Here is a 13,367-nt window from a genome sequence, read left to right on the forward strand (position 1 = left end):
GCGGTACGGCGAGCTCGTCACTCGCCCAGCACCAGCCGCGCCAGCTCGCGGAGGTCCTCGGTCAGCTGGTGCTCGTGCACCAGCGTCTGGATGCTCAGGTAGCTGAATCGGTAGACGTAGCGGTCCGGGCGCGGCTCGTCGCCGCCGACGGCGCGGAAGTCGATGCGCTGCACCAGGCGGCGTACGGCGGGGGCGCGCGGGTCGGTGGAGTCGAGGTCGACGGCGCCCTCCTTGGTCATCCCGGCGAAACCTCCGCTGCGGGTGACCTGGACGACCAGGCCCGGGCTCGGCGTCGGGGTCGGTCCGCCGGTCGATGACCCCGCTCCGGTGACGCCGACGGTGTCCCAGGCGTCCTGCACGGCGCCGGAGTGCTCGCCGGCGGCCGAGACCGTGGCCGCGGCGAAGGTGGCGAAGTCGCTGTCGGCCGACAGGCCGGAGGTGAGGGCGGCGTACCAGATCCGGCCGGCGCCGCTCCAGGACTCGCCGCCGATCGCGCGGGCCGCCAGCACGAACGCACGGTTGGGGATGCCGCTGTTGAGGTGTACGCCGCCGTTGTCGTCGGTCGTGTCGACGTAGTCCGCCATCGAGCCGACCTGGGGGTCCTGGCCGATCTGCGGGTCGTCGTACGCCGTGCCGGGGTCGGACATCGAGCGCAGCGCCCGGCCTTTGATGCCGGGCAGGAAGATGCCCTCCCCGACCAGCCAGTCGGCGCCGGCAGCATCCTGGCCGAGGTGGCGCTGCTTGATGCAGGCGCCGAAGACGTCGGACATCGACTCGTTGAGCGCACCGGACTGGCCCTGATAGGTCAGGTCGGCCGTGAACTGCGTGACCGCGTGCGACAGCTCGTGCCCGAGCACGTCGATGGGCTTGGTGAACCGGTCGAAGACCCGGCCGTCCCCGTCGCCGAAGACCAGCTGGGTGCCGTCCCAGAAGGCGTTGTCGTAGTCCTGCTCGTAGTGCACCGTGGCGACCACGGTGGCCCCGCGGTCGTCGTACGACGAACGCCCGAAGTCGCTGAACAGGGCCAGCGACTCGGTGATGCCCGTCGCGGCCTCGTCGACGGTGACGTCCCCGCTGTCGGGCTGCCCGGCCGCACGGACCAGCCGACCGGGCAGGGTCGAGCCGTTGGCAGCGTCGTGGATCTCCCAGGCGCCGCTGCCAGCCGCTGCCGGGGCCACGGTGGGCCGGGCTCTCAGCTGCTCGTCGATGACCTGGGTACGGCGGCCGCACGCGGCCAGGTCCTCGTCAGGCGCCTGCGCCAGGCGCTCCAGCAGATATCCCGGGATGAAGTGACAACGCATGAGTGCCACGTTCCCCCGGGAACGCGGCCATCACAAGGTCAGCGGCGGCGGGTGACCGACGCCAGGGCCGGCCGGGCGTCGAGGATGTAGACGAACGCCGCCACGGTGCCCGCGAGCAGGAGCAGCAGGCTGGGGAGCAGCAGGTCGCAGGCCACCGCGAGGCCGAGGATCAGCAGCCACGCGGGCTTGGTCATCTTGCCCGCCGCCGGGAACGCGTCCGTGGGCCGCGTGGCGGCGTCGATGAAGGCAAAGACCTTCACCGCCAGGAGCGCATAGAAGACGATGCGCATGACTTCGCTCTCCAACCCGAACACGTTCACGCAGACCAGAGTACCGGCGGGACGCAGCATCCGGGCGCACCATCCGGACGCAGCAACGGGCCCCCGGGAAACCCGGGGGCCCGTCGGCCCGACTCTGGCGAAGGGAGGGGTCACCAGAGGTCGGACTACTCGTCACCCGTCGGTGACGAGCGTTCGATCAGGCCGAGGCGCTGGTGGCCGAGGCCTGCGTCGCGGTGGTCTTCTTGGCGGTGCTCTTCTTGGCAGCGGTCTTCTTCGCGGTGGTCGCGCCACCCTTGGCGCCGCCCTGCGCGGTCGCCTTCTTGGCGGCCGGCTTGGACTGGTTGCCCGCAGCCTTGGTCGCGGCGGCGTTGGAGGCCGGGGCGTTCCTGGCCGCGCCCTTCTTGGCAGCCTGACGACGCGCCACGGTGGACTTGGCCGGAGCCTTGCGTACGGCGGTGACAGCCTTCACGCCGTCCTTGCGGATGGCGGCCACGAGCTTCTCGCCACGGTCGGCGAGGTCGCCGTAGGCCTTGGTCAGCTCGGTGACGGCCTCCTCGACCTGCGCCTGGACCTTGGCCGGAAGGGCCTTGGCGTCCTTCTGCAGCTCGGTGACCCGGGCCTCGAACTTGGCCTGCGCGTCCTTGGCGTCCTTCTGGAGCTCGTCGATGCGGGCGTTGACCAGCGTGACGGCCTGGCCCTGGAGGGCCTTGGGGTCGCGCTCGATCTTGCTGACGCGGGACTGGACGCCGGTGAGGCGCTCCTGCGCCTGCTTCTGCGCCTCGGCGGTGTAGCCACGAGCGAGCTCGTAGGCGATCTCGGTCGCGCCGGCAACGGCGTACAGCGGCTTGACGGCCTCGGCCTTCAGCTGCTCGACATTGAACTGGGTCTTAGCCATGTCAATCTCCTTCGATGATGATGGTGGTGGTGTCGAGCCCCGGTTCCTCGATGAGAGGTGCGGGCTCGGATGCTGCTGTGTCGTGCACGTTCTCGGCGACCGTCCTGAACGACTGGTAGACGTCGAGGAGGGACTGCTTCTGCCGCTCGCTGAGCACCGGGTCCCCGAGGATGGCCAGCTCCACGGAGCGGACCTGACCGTCGTCAGGGTTCAAGATCCCCGCCTGCACGTAGAGCTGCTCGGCAGAGATCCGGAGTGCCTTGGCGAGCTGTTGCAGCACCTCGGCGGACGGCCTGCGCAGACCACGTTCGATCTGGCTCAGGTAGGGGTTGGACACGCCGGTCTGCTCCGCCAGCTGCCGCAGCGAGAGCTGGGCATTGACGCGCTGCTCGCGGAGGTACTCCCCGAGCGACTCGACGGTCTTCCCGACCTTGATCTTGGCCATGGCTCCATGGTGCTAACTCCTGCAAGCAAAAGCAACCGAGAACACGGTGAAGGTGGTCACAAAACCCATATCTCACGATGTAAACACGTCGTTTGAGGTGCTAGCCAGCAGCAAACGCGGAGGTCAGAGGGCTATCGGCACCGATCGTCAGGACGAGCTCGGGGCGACGGCCCGGATCTCACCCACCGGTCGCCCGCCGCCGAGCAGCACCGCCTCGCCCGTGCGCCGCACCGCGTCACCGTCCACACCGGGCTCAGCCGTCACGCCGAGCCCCTCGAGCAACGCCGCCATCACCACCGGCCGCGCGCGGGCCGCGCCGTCGTCGGTCTTCGTCGCGAAGGCGCGGCCGTCGGGCAGGGCGACCGCGTAGCAGGACTCGGCGCCGGCCTTCCCGATGGCGCCCGGGACGGCCCGGAGCAGGGCGAGCTCGTCGCGCCGGGTGCCCGACACGTACTCGGGATGCGACCGGATGGCGGAGGCGATGGCGAAGGCCGGCCCCGTCGACGCCCGGGCGAGGCGGGCGAAGGCGCGCGCCAGACCGGTCAACGACGTCGACAGCAGCGGGGCGCCGCACCCGTCGGTCGCCACGTGCTCGACCGCCTCCCCCGTCGTGCGGGCGAAGGTCCCGGCGATCGCCTGCTGGAGAGGATGGTCGGCAGCGAGATAGGTCTCGGTGGGCCAGCCGTTGACGACACAGGTCGCGAGCATGGCTGCGTGCTTGCCCGAGCAGTTCATCAGCACCGGCGCCTGGGACTGCCCGGCCCGGATCAGCTCCTCACGCCGGTCGTCGTCCAGGGGCCAGTCCGGCGGCGTCTGGAGCGCCCCCTCGTCGAGACCGGCCGAGTCGAGGATCCGGCGTACGCCCTCGACGTGGAACGCCTCTCCCGAGTGCGAGGCGCAGGCCAGCGCCAGCAGCTCGCCGTCCAGCGAGAGGCCGGCCTCGAGCATGCCCAGGGCCTGGACCGGCTTGTTGCACGACCGCGGCAGCATTGGGCTCTCGACGTCACCGGCGGCAGCCAGCACGGTGCCGTCGCGGTCCAGCACCACCCAGGAGCCGTAGTGGTGCCCCTCGACGAAGCCGGAGCGGACGATCTCTGCGATGACGACGGGGGCTGTCATGCGTCGGACGCTATCGGGCGCCCGTTCTGGCACCATTGCCCGGTGCCCGCACCGCAACACTGTCCGAGCGCCCGCGAGCTGGACGACCTCGAGCTGCTGCTGTCGGGCGCGCTTGCCCCGCTCGCGAACTTCGGCGACGTCTCCGACCCCGGGGTCACGCTGCTCCTCCCGCCGGAGCTGGCCGACGCCGGCGAGGTCGAGCTGGTGGACCCCGAGGGGCTCCCGCTGGCGCTGTGGACGCCGGAGCGGCTGACCCCGCTCGCGACGCCGGCCTACGGTCCGTTCCGGCGCCTGCACCTGACCCCGGCCGAGGCGCGCCGGCAGTACGACGGAGCGCTGCTCGTCCCCGTCGCCGCTCCGCTCACCGACCAGGACCTGGCACTGGTAGAGGAGACCGCGGCCGGCCGCCGCGTCGTGCTCCTCGCGCTCAGTGGCACCGGCACCCCTCAGGGCGTCTCCCCCGTCGGCCTGATCCGCGCGAGCCTCGCCGCCGCCCAGCTGCTCCCGGACGCCTCGGTCGTGGCGGCACCGCTCCCGTCCCACGGTGTGCCGGCCTACGACCACGAGCTGGGCCAGCAAGTGGCGGCCAACTACGCGACCGGCGACGTCCTCGCGGTGCCCGGCGAGGGCGAGTGGCCCGAGGAGATCGCGACCATCGTCGACCAGGACCAGCCCGGCGACGACGAGCGCGGCTTCGTGGTCTTCTTCACCGGTCTCTCCGGCAGCGGCAAGTCGACCCTGGCCCGCGCCCTGCACGACCTGATCCTCGAGGACGGCCGGCGCACCGCGACCAGCCTGGACGGCGACGTCGTACGACGGAACCTGAGCAAGGGGCTGACCTTCTCCAAGGAGGACCGCGAGACCAACATCCGCCGGATCGGCTGGGTGGCGGCCGAGATCGCGCGGCACCACGGCATCGCCATCTGCTCGCCGATCGCGCCGTTCGACACCACCCGCAAGCAGGTGCGCCAGATGGTCGAGGACGCCGGCGCCCGCTTCGTCCTCGTGCACGTCTCGACCCCGCTGGAGGAGTGCGAGCGACGTGACCGCAAGGGCCTCTACGCCAAGGCGCGAGCGGGCGAGATCCCCGAGTTCACCGGCATCTCCAGCCCGTACGACGAGCCGACCGACGCGGCCGTCCACATCGACACCACCGGCCGCACCATCGAGGACTGTCTCGAGGACCTGCTTCCGGTCCTGCCATTTCATGCGGAGGACCCAGCGTGAACGACCTCCTCACCACCTCCGCCCTCTCCGTGCTCGTGGTGGCCTTCGGGGTCGGCATCGTCGTCGGCCTGACCGGCATGGGCGGAGGTGCGCTGATGACCCCGGCGCTGATCCTGCTGGGCGTCAACCCGACCGCGGCGGTCGCCAACGACCTGGTCGCCGCCAGCATCAACAAGTCGGTCGGGGCCACGGTCCACTGGCGTCGCGGCTCGCCCAACCTCCGGCTGGCCGGCCTGCTGATGGTCGGCTCGGTGCCGTTCGCGTTCGCCGGCGGGTTCATCGTCAAGAGCGTGGGCGACGCCGCCGCGCAGCAGGACTTCCTGACCACGATGATCGGCTACGCCCTGCTCTTCACCGCCGGGACCTACACGCTGCGGATGTACCTCCAGCTGCGCTACGTCACCGGCGGCAACGTGGTCAGTGACGACGAGCCACGGATCCGCGTCGTGCCCACCGTCCTGGTCGGTGCCGTGGGCGGCCTGCTCGTCGGCATCACCTCGGTCGGCTCCGGCTCGCTGATCATGGTGGCGCTGCTGCTGATCTACCCGACCCTGTCCGCCGTACGCCTCGTCGGGACCGACCTCGTCCAGGCGGTGCCGCTCGTCCTCGCTGCCGCCGTCGGCCACGTGGTCACCGAAGGTGTCACCTGGCCCGTGCTGATCCCGCTCATCCTGGGCGGGACGCCCGGCACCTTCCTCGGGGCGAAGATGGCGGCCTGGGTGTCGCAGTCGGTGATCAGGCGCGGCATCGTGATCGTGCTCTCGATCACTGGACTGAAGATGCTCGGGGTGCCGCCGGAGTGGGTCGGCATCATCGGAGCCGGCTTGCTGCTGCTCGGACCGCTCGTGTGGGGGTTCGTGCGCCAACGTCGAGGCATACCCGCTTTCGACAACAACGCTGCCGCGTGGCGGCTCCCGGACTAGACCGCGAGACCCCCTCCCGTATCGCAAACGGGCCACCAGAGTTCATTACTCCTACAGTGGGCATTCGATCGCTCCCTGTCGGTGAGCATCGATTGAAATCGGGGGATTCCAATGACGACCTCTTTGGTGGCAGCCACCAGAGTCAGCGCGCCAGCACGTGGCGGTTTGCGCTACATCCCAACTGTCGCATTCGGCACGGACCTCGTCCTGGTCACCTTCAGCGTCTTCGCTGCGATCCTCGGCCGCGAGTCCATCCCGTTCGCCCAGCTCGGCACCACCGACGTCGGCAGCACCCTCACCATTGCCGGGCCGGTCATGATCGTCGGCTGGGTCACGGCGATCTTCCTGCTCGGCGGCTACCGCCCGCAGGTCTTCGGCGCCGGCCTCGACGAGTACAAGCACATGGTCTACGCCTCGCTGTGGACCGCGGCCGCCGTCGGCATCGGCTGCTACCTGCTGCGCTTCCAGCTCTCGCGCGGGTTCTTCGTCCTCTGCTTCCTGATCGGCATCCCCGTGCTCGTGCTCGGTCGCTGGATGCTGCGCCGCAGCATCCACCGTGCCCGTGCCCACGGCGCCCTCCAGCACCGGGTCGTGATCGCCGGCAACGAGGGTCACGTCGACGAGATCGCCAGCGTGCTGCGTCGTGAGAAGTGGCTCGGCTACAACGTCGTCGGCGCCCTGCTGCCCGACCCGGGCGAGCGCTCCATGACCCACTCGGGCATCCCGCTGCTCGGTTCTGCCCGTTCCATCGCCGAGATCGCCATCGACGCCGAGGCCGACGTGGTCTTCCTCGCCGGGGGTGCGGTCGACTCGGCCACCGACATGCGCCGGCTGGCCTGGGACCTCGAGCACGAGGACGTCGCCGTGGTCATCGCGCCGAGCGTCACCGACGTGTCCAGCGAGCGCATCAGCGTCCGTCCGGTCGGCGGCATGCCGCTGATCCACCTCGAGAAGCCCCGCTCGGCCGAGGCCGTACGCCGCGCCAAGCGGACCTTCGACATCATCGGCTCGCTCTGCCTGCTGTTCTTCTTCTCGCCGGTCTTCGCGTTCTCCGCCTACAAGGTGTGGCGCTTCGACCGCGGTCCGATCCTGTTCCGCCAGACCCGCGTCGGTCGCGACGGCAAGACGTTCTACTGCTGGAAGTTCCGCACCATGGTGACCAACGCCGAGGAGCTCCTGATCGACCTGCACAAGCAGCAGGGCTACGAGGGTGGCCTGTTCAAGATGGAGAACGACCCGCGCATCACGCCTCCCGGCCGGTGGCTGCGTCGGCTCTCCCTCGACGAGCTGCCCCAGCTGGTCAACGTCCTCGTCGGCGACATGAGCCTGGTCGGTCCCCGTCCGCCGCTGCGCCACGAGGTGGCCCAGTACGACGACGACATGGCTCGCCGGCTCCGCGTGCGCCCCGGCATGACCGGCCTGTGGCAGGTCTCCGGCCGCTCCGAGCTGTCGTGGTCCGAGGCCATCCGCCTCGACCTCTACTACGTGGACAACTGGTCGATGTTCCAGGACCTCACCATCCTGGCCCGCACCTGGGGTGCCGTCTTCGGCTCCCGCGGCGCCTACTGAGCCCGAGCGCTCCACGCAGGGCCGGCGCTCGCTGCCCCATCTAGGCTGGCCGCCGGACACTTGGCTGAATGTCTACCGATTCTCGGTACGATGGCGGCTGCTGTCCTGACGAGAGGTTCACCCGCCCGATGACGCAGTCCCACGCCGACTACCGGCTCAGCCAGCTCGACCAGCTGGAGGCCGAGTCCATCCACATCTTCCGCGAGGTCGCGGCCGAGTTCGAGAAGCCGGTCCTGATGTTCTCGGGCGGCAAGGACTCCATCGTGATGCTCCGGCTCGCCGAGAAGGCCTTCTACCCGGCCAAGATCCCGTTCCCCGTCCTCCAGGTCGACACCGGCTACGACTTCCCCGAGGTGCTGGAGACCCGCGACAACTGGGTCAACCGGCTCGGCGTACGACTGATCGTGGCCAGCGTCGAGGAGGCCCTGGCCAACGGCATCGTGGTCGACGACGGCAAGACCAGCCGCAACCGCCACCAGATCGGCACCCTGCTGCACGCCATCGAGGAGAACGGCTTCACCGCGGCGTTCGGTGGCGGGCGCCGGGACGAGGAGAAGGCCCGCGCCAAGGAGCGCGTCTACTCCCACCGCGACGACTTCGGGCAGTGGGACCCCAAGATGCAGCGCCCCGAGCTGTGGAGCCTCTACAACGGGCGCATCCACGGTGGCGAGCACATGCGGATCTTCCCGCTGTCGAACTGGACGGAGCTCGACATCTGGCACTACCTGGCCCAGGAGAAGGTGGAGATCCCGTCGATCTACTTCTCCCACCAGCGCCGGGTGTTCAAGCGCGACAACATGTGGCTCTCCGAGAGCGACTTCAACCCGACCAAGTCCGGCGAGGAGGTCGTCGAGAAGACCGTGCGCTTCCGCACCGTCGGCGACCTGACCCTGACCGGGTGCGTGGAGTCCGAGGCTGACACGATCGAGAAGATCATCGAGGAGGTCGCCATCGCCAAGGTGACCGAGCGCGGTGCCACCCGAGGTGACGACCGGTTCTCCGAGGCTGCCATGGAGGACCGCAAGAAGGAGGGCTACTTCTGATGGCCACCCCAGAGAACGCTCCAGGCAAGAGCTCCGACAACCCCTCGCTCGACGAGCTCGGTGTCGGGCAGATGGACCTGCTGCGCTTCGCCACCGCCGGCTCGGTCGACGACGGCAAGTCCACGCTCATCGGGCGGCTGCTGCTCGACTCCAAGGCGATCTTCGAGGACCAGCTCGAGGCCGTGGAGGCGACCAGCCAGTCCAAGGGCTACGACTACACCGACCTCGCCCTGCTGACCGACGGCCTGCGGTCCGAGCGGGAGCAGGGCATCACCATCGATGTGGCGTACCGCTACTTCGCCACCCCGCAGCGCAAGTTCATCATCGCCGACACCCCGGGCCACGTGCAGTACACCCGCAACATGGTCACCGGCGCCTCCACCGCCGACCTCGGCCTGGTGCTCGTCGACGCCCGCCAGGGCCTCACCGAGCAGTCGCGCCGCCACGCGGTGATCCTGTCGCTGCTGCGGGTGCCGCACCTCGTGCTGGCCGTCAACAAGATGGACCTCGTCGACTACGACAAGTCCGTCTACGACCGGATCCACCGCGAGTTCACGGCCTTCGCGACCAAGCTGAACATCCCCGACCTCGAGGTCATCCCGATCTCCGCGCTCAACGGCGACAACGTCGTCACCCGGTCGGAGAACATGCCCTGGTACAACGGCTCCTCGCTGATGCACCACCTCGAGAACGTCCACGTCGCCTCCGACCGCGACCTGATGGACCCGCGCCTGCCGGTGCAGTACGTCGTGCGGCCGAAGTCCGACCAGTTCCACGACTACCGCGGGTACGCCGGCCAGATCGCCGGTGGCGTGCTCAAGCCGGGCGACGAGGTCGTCGTACTCCCCAGCGGGCTGACCAGCACGATCGAGGGCATCGACCTGTTCGACCGCGAGATCGACGAGGCGTTCCCGCCCATGTCGGTGACGGTGCGCCTGACCGACGATGTCGACGTGAGTCGCGGCGACATGATCGCCCGGGTCAAGAACGCCCCGAAGCCGAGCCAGGACATCGACGCGATGATCTGCTGGATGACCAACGAGCCGCTGCGCCCGCGCCAGAAGCTGGCCATCAAGCACACCACCCGCACCGGCCGGGCGCTGATCAAGGACATCCAGTACCGCCTCGACGTCAACTCGCTGCACCGCGACCAGGAGACCAAGGAGCTCGGCCTCAACGAGATCGGTCGGGTGCAGCTGCGCACCACCGTGCCGTTGCTGTGCGACCCCTACTCGAAGAACCGCACCACGGGGTCCTTCATCCTGATCGACGAGGCCACCGGGGTCACCGTCGGCGCCGGGATGATCAACAGCAGCGACTGAGTCGCCGGCAGGTGCTCCGCGTCAGTCGGAGCGCCCGTAGTCGTCCTCGTAGCGGCAGATGTCGTCCTCGCCGGTGTAGGCACCGAGCTGCACCTCCACGATGACCAGCTCCTCGTCGCCCTGGTTGCCGAGTCGGTGCTTCGCCCCGAGGGGTACGTCGATCGACTCGTCGTGCCTGACGACGGACTCGACGCCGTTGATCTCGCAGGTGGCCTCGCCCTGGATGACCACCCAGTGCTCGGAACGGTGCTCGTGGCTCTGCAGCGACAGCCGGGAGCCGGGGTTCACGTGGATGCGCTTGATCTTGTAGCCGTCGGCGACGTCGATGACGTGCCACGAGCCCCACGGGCGCTGCTCGGAGTCGATGGCCATGGGCGTCAAGATATGCGATGCCGCGTGGCTCATCGCGAGGTGGTGACGCTCAGGGCCCGGTCCACGACGTCGGCCCAGAGCCGGGAGCCGGCTTCGGTCGGCCGCGAGTCGGCCGTGACGAAGCTCAGGCCGGGGTCCGACCGCTCGAACGCGGCGTAGACGTCGATGACGGGGTCGCCGTACTCCGCGGCGAACCTGGTGAGCCGCTTCACCCCTCGGCGCTGCTGCTGCTCCTCGTCCAGCACCGACGGGTTCTGGAGCACGACGGCCGTCGGGACGTCGCCCCATCGTGCTCCGACAGCGTCGAGGGTCAGGGTGGCGGTCCGTGCCAGCTCCCGCGGGGAACGGTCGTGACCGATGTCGAGCAGCACGATGTCGGGTAGCGGCACCCCGTCGAGGTGGTCGGCGTAGTCGGGGTCGACCCCGTGGTAGCTGAGGTTCCAGACCTCGAGGCGGGGTCCGGTCTCGCCGTACGACGTGGGCGCCTCGGCGAACTGGCCGCTGCTCTCGTCCCAGGCGTGCAGCGCGACCCGGTGCTGCTCGCCGAGGTCCTGGGCGACGAGGTCGACCCAGGCGCCCGGCCCGGCACCGGTGGAGTCCCCGATCACCAGGACGGTGCCGGCACTCCGGGCGGCGGCACGGAACGGACGCAGCGGGGGCGGCGTCATCGGCGACTCGGGGGCCGCCACCTGCACCGAGGGCGAGGGCGAGGACGGCGAGCTGCCGAGGGAGGCATCGACCGTGTCCGAGCTTGCATCGTGGACGTCCCAGGCCACCCAACCGGTGTAGACGGCGACCGCGAAGAACACCGCGAACGCGGTGTACTCCCAGGGGCCGAGGGATCGAAGACGTGGCCGCACGCTGGCAAAGTACCCACGTCCGAGGTGGCTACGAGTGCCGTTCGGCAGGTTTCGAGACCGCGAATGCGCAGGTCAGCGGAGGGAATGCGCGGTTGGCACCGATTGGTCTACTTCTTGGTGGTGACGTACGGCGAGTACGCGTAGGCGCTCCAGCCCACGGCGTTCTTGGCACGCACGACGACCCGCGTCTTGGTGTTCTTGGGCAGACCGGTGAGGGTCGCCTTCCGCACCGTGGGACCGACACTGAGGGTCTTGGTGCCGTTGAGCAGCTGGTAGCCGGTGATCGCGCTGCCGCCGGTGGCTGGAGCCGTCCAGGTCACGGTGATGCTGCCGGAGCCGGGTGTGGTCGCGGTGATCGTCGGCGCCGAGGGCACCGTGACCGGGGCCTTCGGCACGACCGCAGGAGCGGGCACCGCCGCGGAGCTCCCGTCGGGCGAGAGGGTCTTGACCGAGAAGGTGTAGCTGGTGCCGTTGGTCAGCGCGGTGGCGGCGTACGAGCGCGCGGTCGGGCCCACCGTGGTGGTCACGGCGCCTGGCTGGCGGGTGACCTCGAATCCGGTGATGTCGGCGTCGGTGGTCGGCAGCTGCCAGGCCAGCGTCGCGGCGGCGTTGCCCGCGGTGGCGGTCACCGAGGTCGGTGCGGGAGCGGGGAGCTTGTCGATGGTGATCGCCGTGACCGAGCCGTCCAGCTGGATCGGGAACGAGGCCGCCTGCGTCTGGCTGACCGGGCCCGACTGCTCGGAGGGCCGGTAGACCTGGACGCTGGAGGTCTTGCCCAGCTGCACCGTCGTGCTCGTGGGCGTCACGGGCGTGGGCTGCTTGGTCACCGGGTCGTAGATCTGGATGTCACGCCACATCAGCACGACGTACTGGCCGTTGCGCTTCTGGGTGACGATGTACTTGCCGTCGCCGGGGAACCCGGTGACCTGGATCGGCAGCGCCTGCGGCGTGAAGGCCGGGCCGGGGTCGCTGAGCAGACCCAGCAGGTTCTTCATCGCGGTGTACGCCGGCTTCGGGGTGAAGTCGCGGTGCAGCAGGCCGAAGTGGGCCTCGGGGTCGGTCAGTCCGGGATCGTCGAACTCGTCGAGCAGCTCGTAGGTGTAGACCCGCTTCTCACCGCGGAGGTAGTGCTCGAGCAGCACCCGCGGGGTGTAGACGCCGGCCACGTCCTCCGGCACCGGGAGGTGGCCGTTCGTGGTGTTGAGCGCGTTGTGGTAGCCCGCCTCGGTGGTGACCAGCGGCTTGGTGGTCGGGATCGACCCGCGGATGGCGGAGGTGATCTGGCTGACCTCGTTGGAGGGCTTGTAGCCACCCGGGTACATGTGGCCGTTGGCGTAGTCGGCGTACATGGAGAGGTCACCGGCCGGGACGTAGTTCCACTTGAACGCGAGGGCGGGTGAGAGCACGGGCAGGGCCGCGGTGGCCGGGTTGGCCTTGGCGGCCTGGTAGAGCTCCCGCTGGCGCGTCAGCAGGTTGACCGGCCACAGCGGGTCGCCGGAGAGGTCGCACTCGTTGCTGCCCTCGAGGCTCTCCACCGACCCGGCCGGCAGCAGGTTCGCGACGGTGTCGACGTACGCCGCGGCACTGTCGGTGCTCGAGGGGTTGCCCATGATCAGGTTGAACTTGATGCCCTTGTCGGCGACCGTCTTGATCCCGGCGTACTCGCGCGCGTCGTTGGTGCGCAGGTCGTCACGGACGTGGCGCACGCCGAGGTCGCCGAGCGCGTTCGCGACGGCAGTGGCGTCCCGGTACGGCGTGTCCAGGAACGGCAGGTGGATGCCGACGCCGTAGGCATCGACCAGCGAGTCCGCCTGCACCGCCGGGAGCGGAGCGATGTCCGCGGCCGCGGCGCTGGAGCCGCCGTGGGCAGGCGTCAACAGGGCAGCCGAGAGCATGCCGAGAGTGACGCCGGCAGCGGCAAGGGTTCGTCGCATGCTCCAATGATCGGCACATTTGTCCGGTTTCAATCATCGAACGCCCACTCGTCTCGCCACGTGGGAGCCGACAGTA

Annotated in this window: 13 protein-coding genes; 5 read left to right on the forward strand and 8 right to left on the reverse strand. The window is 69.6% G+C overall.

The features are described from left to right. Positions 1–17: 17 nt before the first annotated feature. The 5 genes from H976_RS0109325 to H976_RS0109345 form a co-directional block, all read right to left on the reverse strand. Positions 18–1,301 carry a protealysin inhibitor emfourin gene (locus H976_RS0109325; RefSeq protein WP_027861315.1) on the reverse strand — a complete coding sequence of 428 codons (1,284 nt, stop codon included), beginning with the start codon at positions 1,299–1,301 and terminating at the stop codon, positions 18–20. A gap of 38 nt (positions 1,302–1,339) precedes the next feature. Next, positions 1,340–1,621 carry a DUF2516 family protein gene (locus H976_RS25470; protein WP_196804025.1) on the reverse strand — a complete coding sequence of 94 codons (282 nt, stop codon included), beginning with the start codon at positions 1,619–1,621 and terminating at the stop codon, positions 1,340–1,342. 157 nt (positions 1,622–1,778) lie between these two features. After that, positions 1,779–2,477 (reverse strand): hypothetical protein, encoded by a 699-nt coding sequence (locus H976_RS28680; protein WP_051276563.1) that lies wholly within the window; start codon positions 2,475–2,477, stop codon positions 1,779–1,781. A 1-nt stretch (position 2,478) separates the two neighbouring features. Next, the gene (locus H976_RS25480) at positions 2,479–2,922 is read right to left on the reverse strand and encodes a helix-turn-helix domain-containing protein (protein ID WP_051276565.1); all 444 of its coding nucleotides are present in this window, start codon (positions 2,920–2,922) and stop codon (positions 2,479–2,481) included. Positions 2,923–3,069: 147 nt separating this feature from the next. Beyond that, positions 3,070–4,041 (reverse strand): asparaginase, encoded by a 972-nt coding sequence (locus tag H976_RS0109345; protein ID WP_027861316.1) that lies wholly within the window; start codon positions 4,039–4,041, stop codon positions 3,070–3,072. A gap of 42 nt (positions 4,042–4,083) precedes the next feature. On the opposite strand from H976_RS0109345, the gene cysC reads away from it, so the two are divergent. The 5 genes from cysC (at position 4,084) to H976_RS0109370 (ending at position 10,125) form a co-directional block, all read left to right on the forward strand. Beyond that, positions 4,084–5,268, forward strand: a complete 1,185-nt coding sequence (cysC, locus tag H976_RS25485; RefSeq protein ID WP_051276567.1) for an adenylyl-sulfate kinase — start codon at positions 4,084–4,086, stop codon at positions 5,266–5,268. Beyond that, positions 5,265–6,191: a sulfite exporter TauE/SafE family protein gene (locus H976_RS0109355; protein ID WP_027861317.1), complete on the forward strand. Its 927-nt coding sequence runs from the start codon at positions 5,265–5,267 to the stop codon at positions 6,189–6,191. Before cysC ends, H976_RS0109355 begins: the two co-directional genes overlap by 4 nt. Positions 6,192–6,356: 165 nt before the next feature. Further along, positions 6,357–7,760, forward strand: a complete 1,404-nt coding sequence (locus H976_RS0109360; protein WP_027861318.1) for a sugar transferase — start codon at positions 6,357–6,359, stop codon at positions 7,758–7,760. A 128-nt stretch (positions 7,761–7,888) separates the two neighbouring features. Beyond that, positions 7,889–8,803: a sulfate adenylyltransferase subunit CysD gene (cysD, locus tag H976_RS0109365; RefSeq protein ID WP_027861319.1), complete on the forward strand. Its 915-nt coding sequence runs from the start codon at positions 7,889–7,891 to the stop codon at positions 8,801–8,803. Positions 8,804–8,874: 71 nt separating this feature from the next. Continuing rightward, positions 8,875–10,125, forward strand: a complete 1,251-nt coding sequence (locus tag H976_RS0109370; RefSeq protein WP_027861320.1) for a sulfate adenylyltransferase subunit 1 — start codon at positions 8,875–8,877, stop codon at positions 10,123–10,125. A gap of 21 nt (positions 10,126–10,146) precedes the next feature. Here H976_RS0109370 and H976_RS0109375 read toward each other — a convergent pair whose 3' ends face one another. From H976_RS0109375 to H976_RS0109385, 3 genes are all read right to left on the reverse strand, one after another. Beyond that, the gene (locus H976_RS0109375; protein WP_027861321.1) at positions 10,147–10,497 is read right to left on the reverse strand and encodes a phosphomannose isomerase type II C-terminal cupin domain; all 351 of its coding nucleotides are present in this window, start codon (positions 10,495–10,497) and stop codon (positions 10,147–10,149) included. A gap of 29 nt (positions 10,498–10,526) precedes the next feature. Then, positions 10,527–11,357 (reverse strand): SGNH/GDSL hydrolase family protein, encoded by an 831-nt coding sequence (locus H976_RS0109380; RefSeq protein WP_155918118.1) that lies wholly within the window; start codon positions 11,355–11,357, stop codon positions 10,527–10,529. 107 nt (positions 11,358–11,464) lie between these two features. After that, the gene (locus tag H976_RS0109385; RefSeq protein ID WP_081682793.1) at positions 11,465–13,291 is read right to left on the reverse strand and encodes a fibronectin type III domain-containing protein; all 1,827 of its coding nucleotides are present in this window, start codon (positions 13,289–13,291) and stop codon (positions 11,465–11,467) included. Positions 13,292–13,367: the final 76 nt, after the last annotated feature.

The sequence above is a fragment of the Marmoricola sp. URHB0036 genome (assembly GCF_000426045.1).
Classification (GTDB): domain Bacteria; phylum Actinomycetota; class Actinomycetes; order Propionibacteriales; family Nocardioidaceae; genus Marmoricola.